This is a genomic window from Bacillus bruguierae (assembly GCF_037104725.1).
GTDB lineage: Bacteria > Bacillota > Bacilli > Bacillales > Bacillaceae_G > Bacillus_A > Bacillus_A bruguierae.
In genome coordinates this window covers 54,006-77,060 of record NZ_JBAWSX010000017.1, presented here as the reverse complement: position 1 = coordinate 77,060, position 23,055 = coordinate 54,006, and the positions used below count along the sequence as shown (strand labels likewise).

Sequence of the window (23,055 nt, the reverse complement as noted above, 5' to 3'; positions counted from 1 at the left end):
CTTGTTTTTAAAACATAGAAAATGAGTTAATCAATATTTAATCTATTTCTTCCTCATTTCACATAATTTTCTGAATGACCAAGTTACTACAGCAAGTGATATACCTACCACTACTAAAATAATTAAAATACCAATAAAATTATACATTATTAACCACCCTTTTATATAATCTAAAAAAATTAATTTCCATAAAAAACAAAAATAAACATTTTTTGAATGTATATTATTTACAATAAAGAATGAAGCATCAGAAAAATAACTTGAATTTTGTAGATAAGCATTTGTTCCAGAGATTTACAACACCATTATCAAAAATAATTCTTTTAAAATAACCAAAGTAGGGTTTCTTTGCCCATCCCCTCGAAATGGGAGAATAGCAAGCGGATTATTAAAAGATCCTTATAAACAAAGGATTTTAACGTCTTTTAAAAATGATTATGTCAAAACATATACATTTCAATTGAAATATTTCAAATAATTATAAGTTGTATTTTTGAAATGAAAAATTCTAGATTTATAGCTATGTCATAAGGTCTACCTTTTGACATAGCTATAAATTTAGCTAATTCCCCCATATCGGGGATTTGGGCAAAAACACCCGAGTACCATGAAAAGAATAAAACCAAAAGCTAAAGGCTTATCGTTTGATTCTTTTGATTTAATTTCTTGCCCCTTATCTTCCATCTCCATACTAATACCACACCTTTTTTTATTTTACTCTCCTACTCCTTTTTCCTTTTTAATAAATCTTATAATTAAGTCTTCACCTTCGTATCTAGGGTCTAACTTAATCTCACCTTTATATTCAATTACCTTCACCTTATCCATGACAGTTATACTGTCATACAACTCTTGCTTTACCCATAACTTTTTAACTTTATCATCAACAATCAATTCTAAAGTAGGGTGTTCAAGCTCAACATGTCTCCCAAGAACAGGTGCTTCTATTGGCTTACCTTTCGCAACTAGTTCAGCGTTTTGATACCCCTCTATTACTAACAAGACTATACAAAACAATACAAAACAATACAAAACAACCAAAGTATATCCAATTTTTCTTTCTTCTCTTTTTCTTATATGCTTCCAGTTCCACAATATACGCTTCTAACTCATACTCTGTGTACCCCTTAACGTCTGTAGTCAAATAATAGGTTTTTCCAAACTTTTTACTTGTAAATGCTACATAGTCGTTTAAATACTCTGGGTCTTTCTCATAGTTTATAAATTTCTTTTCCCCCATACTGCTACCCCAATCTGTCTTCTAGTATACCTACCCCTATTGTTATGAGAAACAAAACAAGGAGTATTAATAGTACTGTCTGTATTCTAAGACTGAATTTATTCTTAGAGCCTTCTAACACACCCCACAGTATAAGTGGAGAGAGAAGAATGCTTATTTTAAAATAAAGTACAATCTATCCTTATAAATTTTAAATAATAAATGAAATTTGATCTGGTAAATCAATATTTTTAAAATTTTCCATTCCACCACATTCTTCAACTTGCTTATATACTTTAAAAGCACACTTGTAAAATAATCGAAAATGTTCCTTAGGCATATCATCAAGTAAAACATAACCTTCTTCAAAGGTTATTTTATCTTTTAAAATCTTAAAACGCCATCTTTCATACATTTCTGGGTATTGCTCGCAACTATCAATAGTAGGACCAAAACTATAAATTACATATTTGCTATTATCTAATTCTTTTATTATTGTAATCGTTGGGTATCTTCCCATTTCAATTCACTCCTTAATTAATCAAAATTCAAAAGATTATTTCCAAAACTCATACCATTTCTTATCTTTACTTGCTGCAATCATCTTTTTAACTTCCTGGACTTCTCTTATTGTTTGCATAAGCATTTCATCACGGCCTTGGTTCTTCGCCGTGTCTTCGCTAGAATTCGTCGCTATAAGTGCCTGGGATTCTTGTATCGTTTGTATAGCGCTTAATAACTCTGATTCTCTTTGTATGAATCGCTGATCTTGCTCAGTTAGTCGTTTGGTTAATTCCTGAAGCAACTCATTTTGTTTTTCAATGACTTCTTTTTGATCTTGAATCATCATCTGTAGCGTTGAAATCCGGTTCTTCATAGCGCTCAACTTCATGTCGATCCAACGGCAACACCTCAATACCTTGATGCCATGATACAATTTGCTTTGTAGCATTTTCTAGTGTCATATCTGTATCGTCCTTTAGGTTTATAACCTTACGGAATATCATTACATCACTTTCTCTATACTTCCTATGTCCACGCTCGTTTTTTATGAAGTTGTAACCCTCTTTTTCCAACACGTCTGCATACTTACGTAACGTAGATGACTGAATGCCTAATTGCTCCGCCACGTCACTAGGACTATAAAACGTCTTCATAGCGTTTCACCTCAAAAATACATTCGCTATAGCAATGATATACCCTTTTTCTTAATAATTCACATATCACTTGTTTTCATTTATACAAGATTTTATACAAAATTTTGTACTAATACAGGACATCCCTAAGCCTGAAAACCCCCATTATCTCCACAATGTATAAAATCATGCATAGCCTCATAGAAAAAGGCAAATCCCTTGTGAGAGTAAGGGGACGCCTTTTTCCTTGCTACCGATAATGATACGTTATGTTAACCTTACATGAATATAATATACACTGTTCTTTGTTCAAGTAAGAGGGAGTTTAGTTGAACAAAGAACTATAATTTTTTACTCAAAGTGATATAATCAAAATACGGAAAAGTATGAATATTTGATTAAGAAGTCCTGGGTGTTAGTGCCTAGGACTATTTATGTTTGCGAAGATACATGAATAGGAGGAATCATAAATAAATTGGACTGCCTGTAAAATGACAATAAAGTTATTTAATTTTAAAAGCTCAAACAAGCATAACCCCGTTCTAAATTTGGGACGGGGTTAAAAATATAGTTATTTAATCTCGATGCGAGATACTTCACTACACTAAAAAATATAACAATAAAGTCGTTTGAAATCTAAGTTTTAATTAACAATCGCACTCTTTTGCGGAAGATTAAGATAATGATTATAATTGCAGCCCATTAGCTGGTTGAACTAACATATCTTTTTGTTCAACACTGTATTGAGTCTAATAATTACAGCAAATATTTTACTGTCCGTAAAGCGTACTCGATTATTACGCTATCGTCCTCTGTTTATTTGAATTTAGATCAAATTTTTAACTAAATAAATTGTGCCAATAGTTGGTTAAATTTCTCGCGTTCTTCCCAGAAAAGGCCATGACCACTATATTGAAACGGAACAAGCTGTGAATTTCTTATCTTTTCATTTAGTTCCTGAGCTTGTACAAATGGAATAACTTTGTCATGAATGCCGTGAACGATTAAAGTAGGAACATTAATTTTCGGAAGATCCGCATGTAGCTTCTCATCTCTTAATGTAGTTATAATAGCAGCTGTCGACCAACTTGCTGCTTGTAGCCCCATTTGCAAAAACCAGTCCGAAAATGGTTTAGTTATATACTGAAAGAAAAAGCCATCTGTTACGTCCTGCATCATTTTAGGCCGATCATTTAAGGTTTCTTTAAGGTAGTTATTAGCAGTTTCTGCGGTAAATCCAATTGGAGCGGCCGCATCAATAAGAACAAGCTTTGATACCCTAAAACCATTGTGACGAGACATATATCGAATTGCGATAGACCCACCGGTAGAGTGACCCACAAGAGTAAAATTGTTTATTTGAAGTGTACCAACTACTGTGCGGATATCATCTGCAAGTCTATTAAAAGTATAGCCGCTCATTGGTTTATCCGAATTGCCAAATCCCCTCCAGTCTATACCAATACAGCGATAGCCCATAGCAGGAAGAACATTAAACTGATATTCAAACTGTTTATGGCTTAACGGCCAGCCATGTAAAAATACGATGGTCTTATTTCCCCCGGGGTTAATATCTTCTACATATAAATTCACACCTGACTCTACGGTAACAAAGTATCCCATGAAGATTCCTCCCTAGTTAATATAGTTTCAATAATAGATATTCATTTTGGTTAATATAAATGAGTACCAATTCAAGTTATAGGCCAAAGAAGCGAAACAGGACGGGCTTTACCAGAGAAGTTAGAGAAAATTAGCTTAGAAAACCAAGAGGTCATTGATATTCTTTTATCTTTTTCACCTGAGAAAATACCTAACGAAGCTATTAGCAGTGTGCAAAAATTGTTATTCCATCCTTCATATAAAGTTAGAACAGCTGCTATTATTGTTCTTTCAACACAACCATCATTTATAAGAAGCTCAGATATATTACTTTGTCTAACAGATAACTCTCCTAATGTGAGAATGAGAGGAATCTATGCACTTAACTTATGTCCAAACTTTTGGGAAGAATTATCGCAAATTGTTAGTATTTTAATAAACGATGAACATACTGATATTCGTTATAATGCCTGTCAGTTAGCCGCAAAAATAGGAAACAAACAATTCATTAAACCTTTAGTTGATGGATTAGAAAAGGATGTTCGTCATAAAAGAATTGGTATTGTTGGAAAAAGACATTTGGCATTAGAAAAGATAACAGGTTATGAAATTAGACGTAAACCTGAATGGCAAGAGGGTAAAGATCCTTATTCTAACCGAAGTATTGATGCTTTACTAAAAATAGCAACGAAATGGAAGTCCTTTTTCAACTAATACTAATGTTAAATAAACTAAATACTTACTTCCGCTAACGAATTTTATGTAAATAAGCTGTCCATATGGACAGCTTATTGTATTTTTTGTTGTATGTATATTAGAAGCATAAGTTGACCAAAACGGCTATCTTATGCTTTTTTTCACACTTTGCATAATGAAGTAAAAAACACTCATCTTCTTATGATTGATGGGTGTTTTTTGTTATAACAAATCTTTCTTCTATCCAATTTACGATGTTTTCTAACATCGGTAAGCTAATAGAGTGGTTTATATGAGGATAGAGAGTAAGTGAGAGATGAGAATGTTCAATTTCTCCAGATGCTAGGGCTTGTTCATAAAAAGTTTGCTGCCCAATTGGAGAAATAACTGTATCTTCCTGCCCGTGAAGTAAGAGGATATGTCTATTTTTAAAATTATGTAAAAAGTTAATAGGGTCTAATTGCTCGATAGCATCAATTTCATGATAAGCATTGGAACCTTGTTTTTGAAATATCTCTTCAGAAGTTAACCAGGCCGCCGAACCGTTTATATTAATTAATGCATCTATTTGTTGTTCTTGAACAAAAGCACCAGAAGCAATGAAACCCCCCATAGAACTACCGAGGATAATAAGTTTATGGTCAGAAAGGGAAAGGCTTTGAATAAACATTCGTACATCTTCAATAGATTGTATAATCGTTTTCCAAAAATAATGTTCCATAATAGCTTTGGAAAAGTAATTTGACAAGGCTTCTCTAGAGTCATGGTATATAATCTCGGGAATGATAACAGTGTAGCCGAAATTTGCTAAAATACTTGCTAAAAAAGTTTGATTGTATATACTTGAACCCCAACCATGATAAATAATAATTGTAACATGCTTATTATCATGTGTAGGCTCAAATAATAAATAATTGATGTTATTAGAATTCATGAGTTGTTTCTTATACATGTTAACACCTCTTCAATTGTTTGAAAATTTTAATTTCAATAATTGGTTATAGTGTATCTGCTAAAACGATTTTGTGCAAAATATATTTGGAAAGTATTGTTTTTTTGTGATTTGTGAGGGGGAAATGATAGCGTGAGTTCATATATACAGAGAAATATAAATCCAAGACTTTTCCGGAAATGAGATTTTTCGAGTAACTATATGTTGTCAATATGGAGAAAGATAAGTACATAGGAATTTTAGGAGGAAATGAACATGAAAATTGGTTTAATTGGTTTAGGGAAAATGGGACTTAACTTAGGACAAAATTTAATTGATAAAAAGCATGAAGTAGTCGCTTTTGATTTAAATGTAAATGCCGTAAAGGAAATAGAAGGATATGGGGCTATTGGTACAACTACATTAGCGGAACTCATTCAATCATTAGAAAAACCGAGAGTCATTTGGATTATGGTTCCGCATGCTGTTGTTGATTCGGTGATGAGTGACATTACGCCATTTTTAAGTCAAGGAGATATTGTAATTGAAGCGGGTAATTCCCACTATAAGGAATCAATTCGACGTTATAATGAGTTCAAAGAAGTTGGCGTGCATTTTATGGATGCAGGAACATCTGGCGGAACAGAAGGCGCTCGTCACGGAGCTTGCTATATGATTGGTGGAGATCCGGAAGCTTGGACTATTGTAGAACCTATTTTTCGGGATACAGCGGTAGAAAATGGCTATATATATGCAGGAAAAGCCGGGAGCGGTCATTTTTTAAAGATGGTTCATAATGGTATTGAATATGGAATGATGGCTGCCATTGGTGAAGGATTTGAAGTATTAGAGAAAAGTGAATTTGATTATGATTATGAAAATGTAGCAAAAGTGTGGAATCATGGTTCAGTTATTCGTTCATGGCTTATGGAATTGACAGAACGTGCATTTTCTAAAGATGCAAAATTAAATGAAATTAAAGGGATTATGCATTCGTCAGGTGAAGGGAAATGGACAGTTGAAACGGCTCTTGATCTACAAGCGGCAACGCCTGTTATCGCTATGTCATTACTAATGCGTTATCGTTCGCTAGAAAACGATTCATTTACTGGGAAAGTGGTAGCAGCACTTCGCAATGAATTTGGTGGTCATGCTGTGGAAAAAAATGAAAAGAACGAATAGTTGGTGTTATTGAACACTATAATATGTACAATAACGGAAAGTTCATTCGGTATGCAAGTAATTTAAATAGCCCTGTTCAGGCGAGAATAGGGCTATTTATTAATCGTGGAAATTAATATAAACTTATATATCTGTTAAAAGAAGAACACGTGCTGGGGAGGCATCTGTTCCAACTAATTTTAATGGCGCCGCCACCATAAAGTAGCTGTCAGGTGAGACTTCTTTTAAGCATAATCCTTCAATAACGATAATATCTGCACCAAATAATATTTTATGAGTAGGATGTCCTGGTTGACTACGTTCAACACCAAGAGCATCGATCCCAATTCCTCTAATATTTCGTGCTGCTAAATAATTCGCACCGTCCTCTTTTAAAAAAATAAATTCAAAGTTAAATTCATTTTCAAATGAATTTTGTGTTTTAAAAAGAACAAAATCATTCTCTTGAATATCAAGATTTTCTAAATCAGCTTTTGTAATTCCATCTTTAATTTCTGTTAAATCAAAAACTTTAGCAGTTCCCACTAATTTTTCTAATGGAATGGTTTCAAATGTTTTTCCTTTATTGATCATATGAAGAGGTGCATCAATATGTGTACCTGTATGAACATCTAATTCAATGCGTGATTCGGTTACGTGAGCATTTGTTGTTTTGGAAAATTTTGGCTGTTTTTCAGGTTTATTTTTGTAAACGGTCATTCCTTCAAAAATAGGTGCTGTGATATCATATATTTTCATTGTCGTTTTCTCCTTTGAAACGAGTCGTTATAGTTGGCCACCAATGAAAATTATCTTTTTCTAATAAGGCATCAGACTCCTTAGGACCCATTGATCCAGATTCATAGTTAGGAAAGTTTTCAGCTTTATGATTTGCCCAAACATTTGAGATAACATCAACAAATTTCCATGAAAGGGCCACTTCCTCCCAATGCGTAAAATTGGTTGAATCGCCGCGCATGCAATCATATAGGAGTATTTCATAGGCCTCGGGTGTATTCATTTTATCTGTACAGTTATTACAATAGCTTAATCTAATAGGGGTTGATGTTACACTGCTATTTGTTTTTTGTGCATTTAAGTGCAATGTAATTCCCTCATCTGGTTGAATATGAATAATGAGTAAATTAGGATGGACCTTTCTTTCCTGACTCAAATATAAATTCATTGGCAAATCTTTAAACTGTATAACAATTTCAGTAGATTTTTCTTGCATACGTTTACCTGTTCGAATATAAAAAGGAACTCCCGTCCATCTGAAATTTTCAATCATTAGCTTACCTGCAACAAATGTTTCTGTATTTGATGCTGGATCTACCTCGTTTTCTTCTTTGTAGCCAATTACCTTTTTTTCGTTTATAATGCCAGGGCCATACTGTCCGCGGACGAAGTATTGTTCGACTTCGTCTTTTGAGAGCGGTTTTAAAGCACGAAAAATTTTTATTTTTTCACTGCGAATCTCATCTGCTGTTAACTTAATAGGCGGATCCATCGCAAGAAGAGCAACCATTTGTAGTATATGATTTTGTACCATATCGCGGAGAGCACCAGAAGACTCATAATAACGTCCTCGATCTTCAACTCCTAATATTTCACTTGAAGTAATTTGTACGTTGGCAATATATTGATTGTTCCAAAGAGGCTCAAAAATAGCGTTGGCAAAGCGAATGACTTTAATATTTTGGACCATTTCTTTTCCTAAGTAATGGTCAATCCGGTAAATTTGTTCTTCTGTAAATGCTTGACGCAGCTGATCGTTTAGTTCTTGAGCTGAGTCATAGTCATGCCCAAACGGCTTTTCAATAATTAATCGAATCCATCCTTCTGTAGAAGTTAATCCTTCTGATTTTAAATTTGTGGCAATTGTCCCAAAAAAATCAGGAGCCATCGCTAAATAAAAAATGCGGTTTCCAGCCGTGTTATATTTATCATCAAGAGTGCTTAACAAACTTTTAAGCTCTTGATAAGAAGATATGTTTGTTACATCAAAAGGATGGTAGTAAAAATGGGAAGTGAATGTATCTTGATTTCTGTCATTATCTGGAAAGTGATGAATAGATTGTTTGACATTTTCACGAAATATTTCGTTAGACCAAGGTCTTCTTGCAACACCAACAACAGCGAAATCTTCAGAGATTTTCCCACTTCGATACAGTCTATAAATGGAAGGAAACAATTTACGTTTTGCTAAATCACCTGTTGCACCAAAAATGACAATAATAGTTTTAGGGGGTTTCATCATGTAATAAGCCTCACTTTATTGTAAATAAATTCAAACTTAGTATGTGGTTTATTTAGTAATACATGTAAGATACAAGGTGAATAATTTACTGTAGCTCATTGAGTGACGAGAAGTACTTAGAGAAGAAGGAGAACTTTGGAAAATAGAGAAATATAGAATGAAATGAAAGGTGAGGAAGCCTTGGGGATGCCAAACATTTGCGTGATTTCTATAAACGTAACAAATATAAAGCAAGCTCAAGTTGTTTTAGGTATTGAAACAGATAATTGAATCGAAACAATAGCTTTTTATAAAGAAAAAGGCATCGAAATGATATATGATACACCACAAAAATGTCCTCCAGGTTATTTTAGTGCATGTAATGATCCATTTGGGAATGTAATTGGACTTTTAGAATTTAGTAAAGAGGTAACGCAATCTTGAACAAGCAGGGGAGAATAAGATGAAAGTGCAATTAGAAGCAGTGACGAGAGAGAATTGGCAAGAGGCCTTACAATTAAAAGTAAAAGATGTTCAAAATTATTTCGTTCCAACTGTAGCAGTATCACTTGCTAAAGTGTATGTGAAACCAGACGGTGATAAGGTGAATTATTTGCCCTTTGCCATTTATGAAGAAGAGCAGGGATTAATTGGTTTCGAAGGAAGACATAGCCCATAGCGGGAGGCGTAGCCGCAGATGTGAAGCATTGAGGATCTTAAAAATAAGAATAATCAACTAAACAAAGGATTATAAATTGGAGTACCACCACATTGCCATCAACTTAAGAAAACAAGTCACCCCAAATTGTTCAATGTAATTAAAATAAACTTTTCTTTTGTCACAATTATTGAATTCAAGGAGAGTGGATGCAAATGCATGCTGAAATCAAATTCATTCATCACGTCGGCCATGTAGTCTCCGATATGGAAGCTGCACTTGAGCTGTACAGAAAACTGGGATTTGTCTGTTCGCCACCGTCCTATCCGGCGATGGCCGAAAATGAAGGAGAACCTCCGAAGCTATTCGGAGCGGCCAATTCGCATGCCGAGTTTTTAGGCAGCTTTATCGAAATCGTAACGGTTGCCGAGATAGGCGCGAAGATTCCGATCAATGCAAAACTCGTTCCGTTGCAGGCATCGCCGGATGTGTTCCAAGCAATAATCGGAAAAATCAAACGCACTGTCGATACTGTCTCCAGATGTCTGTCCCGTTATGAAGGAGCGCATATTCTTTGTTTCGGTACCGAGGATGCCGGCCAGACAGCGGACCGTTTCCAACGGAGTGGAATCAGTCATAGCGGTGTTAACACCGTGCAGCGGGCTCTTGAGATGTCCGGGGGAATTCAACTTATTCCCGTGCGCTATTTGGAAATTGACGGGGACAACGTGTATGAAGGTCGTCTGGCTGTAGCGGAAAACCCACCCTTAGCCATAGTAGAGGAGCAAATACCTCCGAACCATCCGAATGGGGCGACGGATCTGGTCGAATCAATCTTATGTGTAAACGATTCCGAGCTGGACGAATTCACTCGGCGATATGGCCGATACTTGGACTGTGAGGTCCGGACGGATGGAGTGACACACATCTTCAACTTGGAAGGAGCTCGCATCACAATCGTTCCCGGATCGCGGTTGTCAGAGCTGCTACCAGGAGAGGTGGCCCCCCCGCTGCCGGGATTCGCCGGGTACGCAGTAGCAGTGAGCGATATCTCCCACACCCGAAGTTATCTCGAAGAGAATGGTTTACCGATAGCGGAGACGACCTCAGGCGACATCTTCGTACCGGCAGCTTCGGCGCTTGGTGCTGCTATCGTGTTCAGAAAAGCGTAGCCGCGAAAAGCAAACAATCCGTGTTAAATTGAAACAGAGGTAGATTAAGACTTAAAAAATACTAATTTCCTGTAAGTGTTTTAAAAGATACAAAACAACTGTTTACGGTATAAAAATAGTGCTATCACCAAGAGGAATTTTTCACTTTCCCTTAGGATAGCACTACACTACATTATATAAAAGTTTTGGTTTTGTTGAAGCAGGTGAATTTGATGAAGAAGAAGAGTTATTACGCTTTATAATTAACAGAAAAGAATAGATGATAGGGAAAATCTCCCTATGTTATACTTTGGATGATGGACGTATAAAAAGCTAGGAGGGAGAACATGGGGAGAGAAGTACAATTTGAAGATGAAGGTGTAGTTTTGAAATTGAATGGAGTAACTGGTTTTTTTGCGTTAAAACTATCATTAAAAATCCCATTTCATACAATTAAAAGTGTATTTGTAGACTATTTTGATGCTCCGCACTGGATGCTTCGTATGCCTGGAACATCATTTCCTGCCCTTAATATTTTTGAGGGAAGTTTTAAATATGCTGATGAGTGGTATTTTCTTTCCTATGAAAATAGGGTACCTCTCGTAATGATTGAATTAGAAGGTCACGAAAAATATAAGTATGTTGTTTTTGAAATTGATAATCCTACTAAGGTAGCAGCAGATATTAGGAAACATATGAGAGATTAATATGAGCGTTAGATAAAGGGTGATACAAATTTCAAGAAATTGTATCACCCTTTATCTGTGACCCATTCTATAATTTTCACGGTTTATTAGAGAGAACTGAGATTGTGTAATGTTGGCTTAACTGTATGAAAAAAGATTATTCCTTATGCAATGCTTTATGAATAGCTAACTGTGCTTTAGAAGTATTAGCAAAATTCAACCATTTTGTTTCAAGCTGAATGGTATGAGAATCAATTATCATTTCAACAATATCTAGATGTGAAAGAGTTGTCATAATTGATGTTTTATCACCATTTCTTTTTGCTGAAGACATATGTATTGCTAGTTCTGCGTTTACTGCAAATGCAAAATCGATAATCGTTGCTCCTTCAGGTAAATGAATTGGCTGTAATTGTGGTGTGAAAACAACGATTGTATCTTGAAAGAGTTCGTAGGAAACTAAATCATAAAAAGTGAGCGTATCTTTTGTTAATTCTATGTTGTTCATAATTGTATCATCCATAAGCTGTGCAGATAGCTGTTGTACTTCAGAATGCGGCATATCGCTTGAAAGTAAAGAAAAAATACCTCCATCATGCCTTCGTTTACCATCTTCAGTTTGAATACATATAGCCATCTCGTGATTTTCAATTTTGACCTTTGTTTTCAAACATTTATCAAATAAATTGCTATTGATGGCAATTGTGTCTTCAAATTGGTGTGGGATTGGTTCGTATAATTGATGTACCATTCCGAGAATTTTATAACAATCTAAAATGGATGAAGTTGTAATATGAATTTTGGAAATCATAGTTACATCTTGAATGACTTGCAGATGAGAATAAGCAGTATTAATAGGGCTTATTTCATAATCCAGGTGCCATGTTAATACTTCATCTTGAAAGCTTTGCATGTCTCTAGAAATCGTATCTATTAGATGGTGTAATATCTGATTATAATTTTGTAAAAGTTGTTTCATTCCTTCGTACTTTTGATTATGGAGATAAAAAAATGCAAGATCTTCTAATTCATATTGTATCGTTTTAAAATGTAGTTTATGGCAAAGTGGAGCGAATATCTTTAACGTTTCGTTTGCGTAAGGAACTTGTTTATGCTTATTTTTTACTTGCAGCGTTCTCATGTTGTGAAGTCGGTCTGTTACTTTTATAATTATCACTCGAATATCTTTTTGTGCTGCCACGAGCAACTTTTTGAAATTAATTGCTTCATATTCTTCTTTATTTTGTACAGATTTCTTATCTACTTTCGTTAGTCCATCGACAATATAAGAAACTTCTTTTCCGAAGTGTTTTTGTATATCTTCCAGCCTATAATTTGTATCTTCTACGACATCATGTAACAATGCTGCAATTAATGTTACACAGTCGGCTTCGCAGTCAAGTAATATGTCTGTCACTGCAAAGGGATGTAAAATATAAGGTTCTCCGGATATGCGAAACTGTCCTTCATGTGCTTGTTCAGCAAACAAGATGGCAAACTGAAACTGCTCGAATTCATTTTGGGTTAAATAAGTAGCTTTATGAATAAGTTGTTCTTTCATCAATTCACCTTCATTTATTAATTTTTTTAACTAAGGAATAATAGTTCGCCTTCATACAGGAAAAAGCCTTTCTAATAGCATATAATTGTAGGTAGACCTACATATTATTTTTGACATCACCCATATACTATTTTTTTTGTTTAGCAATGAAAGATATATGTAAGGGGGATTAGGTATGAGACTAGAAGTAGAAAAGTTACTCCAAGATCTTGAAGTATTCGGATTAGAACATGATTACACAAAAGAAACGAGAGAAGAAAGATTGCGAAACGTGTCTAAAGAAATGGGACAGTTTTTATCTATTTTGGTGAAAATGCGTGAAGCGAAACACATATTAGAAATTGGCACATCGAATGGATTCTCTACATTATGGCTTGCTAATGCTGCAGAGGAAACAAAGGGAACTGTTACAACAGTTGAACTTTCATCGAAACGAGTGGCAGAGGCAAATGAAAACTTCCAAAAAGCAAACCTCACAAACTATATTCATATCCATAATCAAGAAGCTGGGGCGTTTTTATCAGAACAGCTAGACAAGTCGTATGATTTTATTTTTTTAGATGCAGAACGAACGCAGTATATATGGTGGTGGGAAGACCTAAAACGCATTTTAATACCTAAAGGAATTATTGTCGTTGATAATGCAACTTCGCATGCGGAGGAATTACAGAATTTTTTTGATTTAGTTGAAGAAGAGAAGAACTTTGAAACAGTGTTATTGCCTTTTAAGATGGGTGCTTATGTCATGCGGAAACTCAATTAAAAAGAATTGTAAGCCTTTTAAACTAAAGAATCCGCCTTAAGAATGGATGCTTCTCAGCCTTAAGTCTGAGGACAATTAAAAATACAATAGGTATACTTATAATATAAAACGGGGAATGAATGCAATATATAGACCGTTTAAAGATATGGTCACCTAACCATAATTATAAGTGTATGCATATAAAGGAGCGATTTTGTTGACGGAATTGCAAAAGAAGGAAACCTTATCAGTAGAGGACAAGATAGAAGTAGTCGTAGATTCAGTTATTAAAGATGAGGAATTAGCTGAACTAAATAAAGAAGCGGATTTGTATGTGCAAAAGTTAAATAGTGAGCATAATGCAGATCTTTCAAAAGTACTGGCACAACTTGCTGATTTAGGAGATAAAGAACAACGTGATGCAGGGCAAACATTAACGGCATTAAAACGTCCAGTAACGGCGATGATGAATGGGAAAAATGAGGATATTCCTAAAACATTGCTTGATTTACGTAAAGTTGTTTCAGAATTAGATCCGAATTCACTACATGCATCTGGTATGAAACGAATTATGTTCAAAGTATTTAAGAAAAACCCGATGGAAACGTATGTTCATAAATATCAATCCATTGATAAACAAATTGAAGAGATTATAAAGGCGCTATTAGTTGGTCGTGATAATTTACGAGAAGACAGCGTTGGTTTAGAAATGTTAAAAGAACAATCCGAGCAAAAGATTCATGCGCTTGATAAACAAGTGTATTTAGGTAAGAAGCTTGCGGATATGTTGGAAGTAGAAAAACAAAATCCAGAGCGGCAAAAAGATATTCCATTAATTAACGATGCGCTAGAAAAGATTCTTGTACGTACGCGTAATATGCAGCAAGCAAAGAGTGTGTTACTACAATCTATTGCCTCTGTTGATATCATTAAGAAAAATAATGAAAAGTTAACAGAAGCGATTCGAAATGCAATTACAATGACGCAAAACGTTGTCACAGTATCAGCAGCGATTCAATTGGCGTTAACGAATCAAAGGAAAACAATTGATGCTGTGAATGCGACAAATGAAGCAATTGAATCTATGATATTGAGTAATTCACAAGCGCTAAAGCAAAATACAGAAGAAACGACTAAGTTGTTAGAAAATCCAGCAATCGGTATGGAGAAACTTCGCGAATCATTCCAAAACGTATTTGCGGCGATTGAAGCATCTGAAAAATCAACAGAACGTATTATTGAATCAAGTAAAATGTTTGTAAAAGAACTAGACACGTTCAACGATGAAATGAAAAAGAAGCTCATTCAGCGTCCAAATAAATAGACGGCAATAGAGGAGGTGAAAAAATGGGTTTCTTTGAATTTATTTTGTTACTTATCGGCATAGTCCTTTTGATAGGACTTACAGCAGTAATTTTACTTGCTTATTTTGGCCGGAAATTTTATGTATCATGGAAAAAACCGTATAAACGAGCGACAGACTCAATGGAGCGTTTATCGCACAGCACAGTACCTTTCTTACAAGAATTCACACAGCATCCGTTGTTTTACCGCTGGATTCGTAAGGAAGGAAGCGGTAGTCAAAAAGCGTTCACCGTTCTTTTTTGTACAACTAACGAGCGCACAAAAGAACAAGTTTTTTCCATGTTGCCAAAGGAAAAACAGAAAAAACTTCACTACACTGTAAAAACAACAAAGCAAATTACAAGTGAAGATATGGAAATGACAACGATGAAAGTAAAAGAATTCTTGAAGCGAGAATTACAACAACCATCCAAGCCAACAGATTTCTCGTTTTACAAGTTGTACTTTTATGACCGGTATCCAGACGCATTAAAACATATTGAAATGTATAAACGTTCAGTAAATCCATCATTGCAAAGAAGTATTGATGATGTGACAATCTCTGTACTGCAAGCTATTCCGTACTATCAAGAAAATCGTATGTTTGAGCAGCAACATAAACTCGAGACTTTCTTAATGAAAGACTTAGTAGATATGTTATCACTCATTGCACAAATTCCACCGGCGCAGCGTTCAGAGAAAGAAGAAGAACTTACGATTTATCTAAAAGGATTTCAAAAAGAGATGGAAACAGTAGAACGTAACATTCGCAACGCTGTCGATCACGATTTACAAGTGAAGATGCGTGCAGCCAAAGAAAAATTTAAGAACTAAACAAGCGAGCATTGATCTATCAATGCTCGCTTGTTTAGTTTGGAAATGGTAATAAAATTTCACATATCACAATGTAAAGTTATAATTATATTAACTAACATCAAAGTATCTTTATTTTTATGTAAAAATTTGTTTTTAAGACTAAATTTATCCTCCTCTTACTATAAAGAATTTATTAAAATATATAGAGAGAAACAAATAGAAGGAGGTATGTGAGATGAAAGCGTATGTTAAACAACTTAATAATAAAGGAAATAATGAAGAGGGGATAAAGGAAATTATAGAATTATGGAATGAAAACGCTATGGAAACAGCTGAATGTGAATTAGACGAAAATGATAGGATGGCTGTTCAAGACCAATTAGAACAGTTTATACAATCAAAATACGGTACTGTTTTTGTAGTAATGAATGAATTTCAACATATTGTTGCTTATGCGATAGCTTCTATAAAAAAAGATTTAGTCAGCGATATGCTATATGGTCAAATAGATGAAGTGTATGTAACAGAAAAATATCGACGAAAGAAAGTTGCTCAAAATTTAGTAGATCATTTAATAACTTGGTTGAACCAAGAAGAGATTACCGCGATTCACGTATATGTTGATTTAGATAACAAATTAGCTTTAGAATTTTGGGAGAAATCAGGTTTTGATAGAGAGTTTTTTGTTCTATCAAATAATTAATTTTTGTTTGAGGAATTGCATAATTTATATAAATACAAATTAAAAAATCGACATAAAAACCCGCTTTCTTTTTAGGCGGGCGAGAGCATTTGACCATGTATAGAAACGGTCAGGTCCTTTTTCTGCCACATGCAAGGTTTAAAACAAAAGGAAAAAGCATGTGCAGGTCATGGGGTATTCTGCACAGCAGCGACTTATATGTCAAAGAATTAAAATGGATTTATATAGAAATTACGCAGATATAATTCTGAATAGTAGGTGAATTACACTGAAATTTAGTATAATTAGGTTATAAGAATAATTGATAAGAGGTGAAATGCACTTATGAAAAATGAAACTTTACATAGTATGGATGATGTGATTACAATGTTAGACTCTCTATTAAGATCTCCTGAACCATTTTGGAATCAGTTCTATTCTGATCGAGGTAAAGAAGTCCCTTTCTTTGCGAATGTACCGGATGAAAATTTAGTTTCCTATTTTGATAGAAACATGATTCAGAAAGGAAAAGTATTAGAGTTAGGCTGTGGTCCGGGTCGAAATGCCCTTTATTTAGCAAAAACAGGCTGTGAAGTAGACGCAGTCGATTTATCTGAAGAAGGGATAAAATGGGCGGAAGAAAGAGCGGCTAAACAAAATATATCAGTTCATTTTATCTGTAAGTCTATTTTCGATTTACAAGTCGATAACCAATATGATTTCGTATATGATTCGGGTTGTTTGCACCATATCCCGCCTCACCGAAGAATCCATTATGTCGAATTAGTTAAGCAAGCATTAAAACCAAACGGGTATTTCGGTTTAACGTGTTTTGCTGCGGGAGAACTAGATGAAAAAAATGGTTCAGAAATATCAGATTGGGATGTATATCGGGGCTGGAGCTTGCAGGGAGGAGTTGCGTATTCAGAAGAGAAACTGCGTGACGTTTTTCAAGATTTTGAAGTTATTGAGATGCGAAAAATGAAAGCGATTCAGCAACCGAATGATGTATTTGGGGAGCCATTTCTTTGGACAGCTCTTTTTAGAAAGAAAGTGTAATGACGATAGAGAGAACAATTTTACTTTTCTTGAGTGATGATAATGATTTAGAAGAAATTGAAGCGATAAGAAGAAAACATGACCCTTTATTTGGTTTGATTTCACCTCATATTACGTTAGTATTTCCTTTTGTGAGTCAAGTGTCAAATGAGGGTTTAAAAAAACATATAGAAATAAATATAGGCAACATGAATCCTTTTTATATTACCTTGAATCCAATTGTAACCAATACAGATGAGTACTTATTTCTACTCATAGAAGAAGGAAAAGAAAAGATACTTGAGCTACATAATAAGTTGTATACAGATTTTCTTCAACCGTTTCTTCATAAAGAAATTCCTTATCTTCCACATGTTACAGTGGGAAGAAAAAACGATAAAGAAATGGCCATACGTGTTATAAAAGGCCTGCCGCCACTTCGAGATACAATGGGGTTTACTATTGATAAAATTACGGTAGAAAGTATAGGGGAAAACGGGGAATCTATTATAGAGTTTGAAGTACCGCTAACAACAAAATAGGGAAATTACTTTTATAAAAATCTTCATCGGAACAATTTTATAAGTAATGTGATGTACCTTTACTTGATTTTGTACATATAGTATAATAATTCCATAATTTAGATTTCAATAAGAATAAAAAATAAATTAAACGAGGTGCTTTTTGTGAGTGGAGTAGTATCCAAATAGGAAAAAATTTAATGAAATAAATCTGATGACAAAGGGTATTTTTATATCAATATATACCCTGTGTTTGGTCATGGGTTTATTTAAGTTACCTATGAAGATACCTACAATACTTTATAAAGCATGTAGCGGTATTTATTATTAAAGACCAAGACCTTTATTTTGAGAAGGTTTGTTTAATAATAGATATTTGTCTACACTTGTCTTGTAAATGTATGTAAAGCTGTGGTATCCCCACAGCTTTTTTTATTTTTATCTCAATACTTTTGGGTAGGGAGAGCTCTTCGATATGGATGGAGAACAATCCTCACTGAGAGAATTTTTACTTTTTATAAACTTATTGAAATCTTATTATTAGGTATCTTCATACATGATTCAATTATTAAATCATAGTGAGGAGAACAAAAATGAATACAATGACTTTTGAAAAGTTGCAGTATAACGAATTAAAGGAAATCGTAAAATCATATTGTGTAAGTGGATTAGGAAAACAATTATTAGATAATCTGCAACCAAGCTCGAATGTAAAATTAGTCAAGAATCGTTTAAATGAAACAACTGAAGCAAAAGCAATATTAAATACAGAAAGTCACGTTCCATTAGTTGGGATTTCTAATATAGAAAACATAATTGGAAAGCTTGAAAAAGGGATGATTTTGGAACCAGCGGAATTAGTGAGCGTATCAGATTTTTTAAGAGGGTGTAGAAAAATTAAGGGATTTATGTTAGGCAAAGCATTTTTTGCGCCTGTTTTAAGCTCTTACGCATACTCGATGGCAGAGTTCAAAGATATAGAGGAAGAGATTTATTTTTCTATTAAAGGGAATCGAGTTGATTCTGCGGCGAGTAAAGAACTCAAGCGAATTCGAAATCAAATCGAAACAACAGAAGAAAAGATTGGAGATCGTTTAAATAAATTTTTAAAAAGCAGTGCAAATAAAGAGTATATTCAAGAATTCTTTATTAGTAAAAAAGATGATCGATATACTGTTCCTATTAAGGCTTCTTATAAAAACCAAGTTGCGGGAACAATTGTAGAGGTGTCTTCTAAAGGTTCAACAGTATTTATGGAACCTGCTGTTATTTCAAAATTAAGCGGAGAGTTAGCCAGTTTAAAAGCGGAAGAGGCGATAGAGGAGTATCAAATATTAGCGACTTTATCAGGAATGATTTTTGAGAATGTTAGTGATATAAACATTAATATTGAGCTTATCAGTCAATACGATATGATTTTCGCGAAAGCTAAATTTAGTAAGAGTATTGATGGTATCGCACCGAAACTAAATAGTCATGGATATATAAAACTAGTTGAATGTAAACATCCTCTTTTACAAGGTGAGATTGTTCCATTAAATTTTGAGATTGGAAAAGAATATCGTAGTTTAGTCATTACGGGACCAAATGCCGGAGGAAAAACAATTGTCTTGAAAACAATTGGATTATTAACTTTAGCAACAATGTCAGGGTTTCATATTCATGGTGATGAAGAGACTGAAATTGCCCTTTTTGATTCTATTTTTGTAGATATAGGTGATAATCAAAGTATTGAAAATGCTTTAAGTACTTTTTCTTCACATATGAAAAATATTTCAGAAATTATGAGGATATCTAACAATAATACGTTGTTGTTATTTGATGAAATTGGTAGTGGTACAGAACCGAATGAAGGTGCTGCCCTTGCGATCGCCATTTTAGAAGAGTTTTATCATACGGGGTGTATCACAGTTGCGACGACTCATTATGGTGAAATTAAACGATTCTCAGAAATTCACAGCGACTTTATGAATGCGGCTATGCAATTTAATAATGAAACATTAGAGCCGATGTATAAGTTAATGATTGGGGAATCTGGAGACAGTAACGCACTTTGGATTTCTAGAAAGATGAATGTACGGGAACATGTTTTGGAGCGAGCACAGTGTTATATGGAAAATAAAGATTATAGCTTAGAGCTTGTAAAAGAAAATAAAATAAAGAAGCCTGAAGTGAACGCGGTGAAAACGAAAGAAACTTATGAGTATGAAATTGGAGACAAAGTAACATTATTAGATCACAATGATTCTGGTATTGTATACAAGAAAAAAGATAGTTTCAATAATATTGTAGTACTATACAAAGAAGAGTTTATTGAGGTGAATTGTAAGCGCGTTATTTTGGAATTGAAAGCAGCAGAGTTGTATCCAGAAGGCTATGATTTAAATACTTTGTTTGTAAGTTATAAAGAAAGAAAGCTGCAACATGATATAGATCGAGGCTCTAAAAAAGCATTAAGAAAAATACAAAAAGATATGAGAAAAAAATAAAGTGAAACTTCCATCAGTGGGGGATATCCCCCACTTAGGCCACTAGTTTTTCTTTGCATCTTGAGGTGAGGGTCTTACTGCTCGTTAAAGCGGGACAACCGAAAAGATAATTCAATTGCCAGCAAGCCCTCACTTAAACATTAGCACGTTTTGAAGAGAGGGTTTGTTTTACATATTTAAAATAAGAATAAATGTAATCTTATTTTTCATATTTAGCAAAATAAATGGTACAATCAATATTTGATATGAAAAATAGTGAAAAGAAGTGATCGATTTGAAAGATTTTTTAGAATTAGGAATTAGCACAACGTTAAATGATACATTAAGAGAAAATGGAATTGCAGAATCGACTCCGATTCAAGAAAAAGCAATCCCAGTAGTTCTAGCAGGAAAAGATATTATTGGACAAGCGAAAACAGGAACAGGAAAAACATTAGCATTTATTTTGCCGATATTAGAAAAAGTAAACCCGCAGTCTAGTCATGTACAGGCGTTAATTGTAGCACCGACGCGAGAGTTAGCATTGCAAATCACAAACGAAATTCAAAAAATGACTGTGCATGTAAAGGATATTCATGTGCTTGCGGTTTATGGCGGGCAAGATGTTTCACAGCAAATGAAGAAATTACAAGGAAATACACATATCGTTGTCGCGACACCTGGCCGATTATTAGATCATTTACGCCGCGGGACAATTGAATTATCGCATGTATCTATGCTCGTTTTAGATGAAGCGGATCAAATGCTGCATTTTGGCTTTTTACCAGAGGTAGAAGAAATTATTGAACAAACACCTGCGGAGAGACAAACGATGTTGTTTTCTGCAACGATGGCTAAGCAAATTCAATCTCTTGCAAAACGTTATATGAGAAAACCTGAAATTATAAAAATTCAAAGTGCAGAGGTTACAGTAAATAATATTACACAGCGCGTCGTTGAAACGACAGACAGGGCAAAACAAGATACGCTGCGTCAACTTATGGAACGAGATCAACCGTTTTTAGCGGTTATCTTCTGCCGCACGAAACGCAGAGTTACAAAATTGTATGAAGCGCTGAAAGGATACGGCTATAACTGTGATGAACTTCACGGTGATTTATCACAAGCAAAACGCGAGCGTGTTATGAAGCGTTTTCGAGATGCTGAAATTCAATATTTAATTGCAACAGATGTAGCGGCAAGAGGACTTGATGTAGAAGGTGTTACGCATGTATTTAACTACGACATCCCAGAAGATGTCGAAAGTTATATTCACCGCATCGGGCGGACAGGCCGTGCTGGTGGAAGTGGACTTGCGATTACATTAGTTGCGCCAAAAGATAAAATGTATTTACAGCAAATTGAAAAAGGAATTAACGCATCATTGCAACGACAAGTAGTAGAGCAACCTAACAAACAAGAGCCTGAGAAAAAAGAACAAAGGTCGCAAAAACCAAGAGAAAAGAAACCATTTAAAGAGAAGAAACAATTTGGTCAATCTGGACGTCGTGATAGAAAAGAAGGACCGAAAACAGAGAAATCTCATTTTGGTCAACCGAGCAAAAAGAAGCGCAGCGCAAAGCCGGGGCAGAAAAAGCGCGGACGATAGAAATATAGTAATGATTGAACATGAGTACCTTCTGAAAAGAGGACTCATGTTTTTTTATGTGTGTAAAAACTTTAGGACATACTACAGGCGAGGTGATTTGATGAAGAAGTTTGTTACAATCATTGTTTTCGCTTTATTTATGTTTTCTTTAACTAGCCTCGTACATGGTGAAGAAAAGAAAAACATACAAGATTACTTTGATGTGAATATAAACGGATATCGTGTGTACGTTCTAGACGATTTTGTCGAATTGATAAATGAGGGAAAAGTTACTTCCCTAACAAAAATATTTTTTGAAATTTTACGGAGAGAACAACAATGGGTATTTGAACCGAGAGTGTATGTAAAAGGGAATTTGGGGTATGTTCATATTGTAAAACAAAATGGTGTGAATGTTCTTTATCATATAAAGAAGATACATGAGAATTGGACGATTTTACGAGAAGAAAAGAAAGTTATAAATAGAGTACCTGTTCCAAAAGAACTGCTAAAGGAAGTTCTTATTGAACGGCTTGTCGAGTATATCGGAGGTGCTGTAAAAGATTATTATGGTGAAGGTAGACTATGGTACAGAGGAAGCGAAAAGATATTAAGTATTGAGAAAGATGAGGCGGAATTTAAATTTTATGTTATCGTTCAAGTTATTACGTTTAAAGGTGCCCATAATCCGCCGTATGGAGAAGAGACGATGACATTTCGAGTAAAAGGTGGGGGCGAGGTTCAACTCATGAAATACAAACATCGCGACATTTCTGAAACTGAATTATCTAAATTGAAACTAAGAACAATATAAGA

The 23,055-nt window shown here is 34.5% G+C and carries 22 protein-coding genes and 2 pseudogenes; 14 read left to right on the top strand and 10 right to left on the bottom strand.

From position 1 onward, the window contains the following. Positions 1–558: 558 nt before the first annotated feature. From WAZ07_RS21525 to WAZ07_RS21500, 6 genes and pseudogenes are all read right to left on the bottom strand, one after another. Complete coding sequence (locus WAZ07_RS21525) at positions 559–690, bottom strand: hypothetical protein (RefSeq protein WP_336474079.1); 132 nt, start codon at positions 688–690, stop codon at positions 559–561. A gap of 24 nt (positions 691–714) precedes the next feature. After that, the gene (locus WAZ07_RS21520) at positions 715–1,002 is read right to left on the bottom strand and encodes a hypothetical protein (RefSeq protein ID WP_336474078.1); all 288 of its coding nucleotides are present in this window, start codon (positions 1,000–1,002) and stop codon (positions 715–717) included. Next, positions 971–1,240, bottom strand: a complete 270-nt coding sequence (locus tag WAZ07_RS21515) for a hypothetical protein (RefSeq protein ID WP_336474077.1) — start codon at positions 1,238–1,240, stop codon at positions 971–973. The genes WAZ07_RS21520 and WAZ07_RS21515 overlap by 32 nt, the downstream gene beginning before the upstream one ends. A 190-nt stretch (positions 1,241–1,430) precedes the next feature. After that, on the bottom strand, positions 1,431–1,739 hold the full coding sequence (locus tag WAZ07_RS21510; RefSeq protein ID WP_336474076.1) for a hypothetical protein: 309 nt from the start codon (positions 1,737–1,739) through the stop codon (positions 1,431–1,433). A 36-nt stretch (positions 1,740–1,775) separates the two neighbouring features. Beyond that, positions 1,776–2,376 (bottom strand): annotated as a pseudogene (locus tag WAZ07_RS21505) (DUF3967 domain-containing protein). Between the two features lie 822 nt (positions 2,377–3,198). Beyond that, complete coding sequence (locus tag WAZ07_RS21500) at positions 3,199–3,978, bottom strand: alpha/beta fold hydrolase (RefSeq protein WP_090920610.1); 780 nt, start codon at positions 3,976–3,978, stop codon at positions 3,199–3,201. Between the two features lie 210 nt (positions 3,979–4,188). On the opposite strand from WAZ07_RS21500, the gene WAZ07_RS21495 reads away from it, so the two are divergent. Continuing rightward, positions 4,189–4,671 (top strand): HEAT repeat domain-containing protein, encoded by a 483-nt coding sequence (locus WAZ07_RS21495; RefSeq protein ID WP_336474075.1) that lies wholly within the window; start codon positions 4,189–4,191, stop codon positions 4,669–4,671. 181 nt (positions 4,672–4,852) lie between these two features. Here the strand turns inward: WAZ07_RS21495 and WAZ07_RS21490 are convergent, their stop codons facing one another. Further along, positions 4,853–5,605 (bottom strand): alpha/beta hydrolase family protein, encoded by a 753-nt coding sequence (locus WAZ07_RS21490; protein ID WP_336474074.1) that lies wholly within the window; start codon positions 5,603–5,605, stop codon positions 4,853–4,855. A 255-nt stretch (positions 5,606–5,860) separates the two neighbouring features. On the opposite strand from WAZ07_RS21490, the gene gnd reads away from it, so the two are divergent. Continuing rightward, the gene (gene gnd, locus WAZ07_RS21485) at positions 5,861–6,766 is read left to right on the top strand and encodes a phosphogluconate dehydrogenase (NAD(+)-dependent, decarboxylating) (protein ID WP_336474073.1); all 906 of its coding nucleotides are present in this window, start codon (positions 5,861–5,863) and stop codon (positions 6,764–6,766) included. A 123-nt stretch (positions 6,767–6,889) separates the two neighbouring features. Here the strand turns inward: gnd and WAZ07_RS21480 are convergent, their stop codons facing one another. Beyond that, positions 6,890–7,504 carry a cyclase family protein gene (locus WAZ07_RS21480; RefSeq protein ID WP_336474072.1) on the bottom strand — a complete coding sequence of 205 codons (615 nt, stop codon included), beginning with the start codon at positions 7,502–7,504 and terminating at the stop codon, positions 6,890–6,892. Further along, entirely contained in the window at positions 7,491–9,005 is a 1,515-nt protein-coding gene (gene zwf, locus WAZ07_RS21475) for a glucose-6-phosphate dehydrogenase (protein WP_396550088.1), read from the bottom strand. Before zwf ends, WAZ07_RS21480 begins: the two co-directional genes overlap by 14 nt. 442 nt (positions 9,006–9,447) lie before the next feature. Here zwf and WAZ07_RS21470 point away from each other — a divergent pair. The 3 genes and pseudogenes from WAZ07_RS21470 to WAZ07_RS21460 form a co-directional block, all read left to right on the top strand. Next, positions 9,448–9,642: pseudogene (locus WAZ07_RS21470) on the top strand (GNAT family N-acetyltransferase); the annotation flags it as partial. Positions 9,643–9,857: 215 nt separating this feature from the next. Then, positions 9,858–10,814, top strand: a complete 957-nt coding sequence (locus tag WAZ07_RS21465) for a VOC family protein (RefSeq protein ID WP_336474071.1) — start codon at positions 9,858–9,860, stop codon at positions 10,812–10,814. Positions 10,815–11,140: 326 nt separating this feature from the next. Next, positions 11,141–11,500, top strand: a complete 360-nt coding sequence (locus WAZ07_RS21460) for a hypothetical protein (protein WP_336474070.1) — start codon at positions 11,141–11,143, stop codon at positions 11,498–11,500. 136 nt (positions 11,501–11,636) lie between these two features. Here the strand turns inward: WAZ07_RS21460 and WAZ07_RS21455 are convergent, their stop codons facing one another. Continuing rightward, positions 11,637–13,040 carry an HD domain-containing protein gene (locus WAZ07_RS21455; RefSeq protein WP_336474069.1) on the bottom strand — a complete coding sequence of 468 codons (1,404 nt, stop codon included), beginning with the start codon at positions 13,038–13,040 and terminating at the stop codon, positions 11,637–11,639. Between the two features lie 175 nt (positions 13,041–13,215). Between WAZ07_RS21455 and WAZ07_RS21450 the strand changes: the two genes are divergently transcribed. The 9 genes from WAZ07_RS21450 (at position 13,216) to WAZ07_RS21410 (ending at position 23,053) form a co-directional block, all read left to right on the top strand. Beyond that, a complete protein-coding gene (locus WAZ07_RS21450) occupies positions 13,216–13,803 on the top strand; it encodes an O-methyltransferase (RefSeq protein WP_336474068.1) in 588 nt (195 codons plus the stop codon). A gap of 196 nt (positions 13,804–13,999) precedes the next feature. Then, positions 14,000–15,106: a toxic anion resistance protein gene (locus tag WAZ07_RS21445; protein ID WP_336474067.1), complete on the top strand. Its 1,107-nt coding sequence runs from the start codon at positions 14,000–14,002 to the stop codon at positions 15,104–15,106. A 23-nt stretch (positions 15,107–15,129) separates the two neighbouring features. After that, positions 15,130–15,960 carry a DUF3974 domain-containing protein gene (locus WAZ07_RS21440; protein WP_336474066.1) on the top strand — a complete coding sequence of 277 codons (831 nt, stop codon included), beginning with the start codon at positions 15,130–15,132 and terminating at the stop codon, positions 15,958–15,960. Between the two features lie 217 nt (positions 15,961–16,177). Continuing rightward, entirely contained in the window at positions 16,178–16,645 is a 468-nt protein-coding gene (locus WAZ07_RS21435) for a GNAT family N-acetyltransferase (RefSeq protein ID WP_336474065.1), read from the top strand. A gap of 324 nt (positions 16,646–16,969) precedes the next feature. Beyond that, entirely contained in the window at positions 16,970–17,683 is a 714-nt protein-coding gene (locus WAZ07_RS21430; RefSeq protein WP_336474064.1) for a class I SAM-dependent methyltransferase, read from the top strand. Then, positions 17,683–18,204, top strand: coding sequence for a 2'-5' RNA ligase family protein (locus tag WAZ07_RS21425; protein ID WP_336474063.1), 522 nt, complete (start codon positions 17,683–17,685; stop codon positions 18,202–18,204). Before WAZ07_RS21430 ends, WAZ07_RS21425 begins: the two co-directional genes overlap by 1 nt. A gap of 572 nt (positions 18,205–18,776) precedes the next feature. Beyond that, positions 18,777–20,672 (top strand): endonuclease MutS2, encoded by a 1,896-nt coding sequence (locus tag WAZ07_RS21420; RefSeq protein WP_336474062.1) that lies wholly within the window; start codon positions 18,777–18,779, stop codon positions 20,670–20,672. 265 nt (positions 20,673–20,937) lie between these two features. Beyond that, positions 20,938–22,260: a DEAD/DEAH box helicase gene (locus tag WAZ07_RS21415; protein ID WP_336474061.1), complete on the top strand. Its 1,323-nt coding sequence runs from the start codon at positions 20,938–20,940 to the stop codon at positions 22,258–22,260. Between the two features lie 100 nt (positions 22,261–22,360). Beyond that, complete coding sequence (locus WAZ07_RS21410) at positions 22,361–23,053, top strand: DUF3888 domain-containing protein (protein ID WP_336474060.1); 693 nt, start codon at positions 22,361–22,363, stop codon at positions 23,051–23,053. The last annotated feature ends 2 nt before the right edge of the window (positions 23,054–23,055 follow it).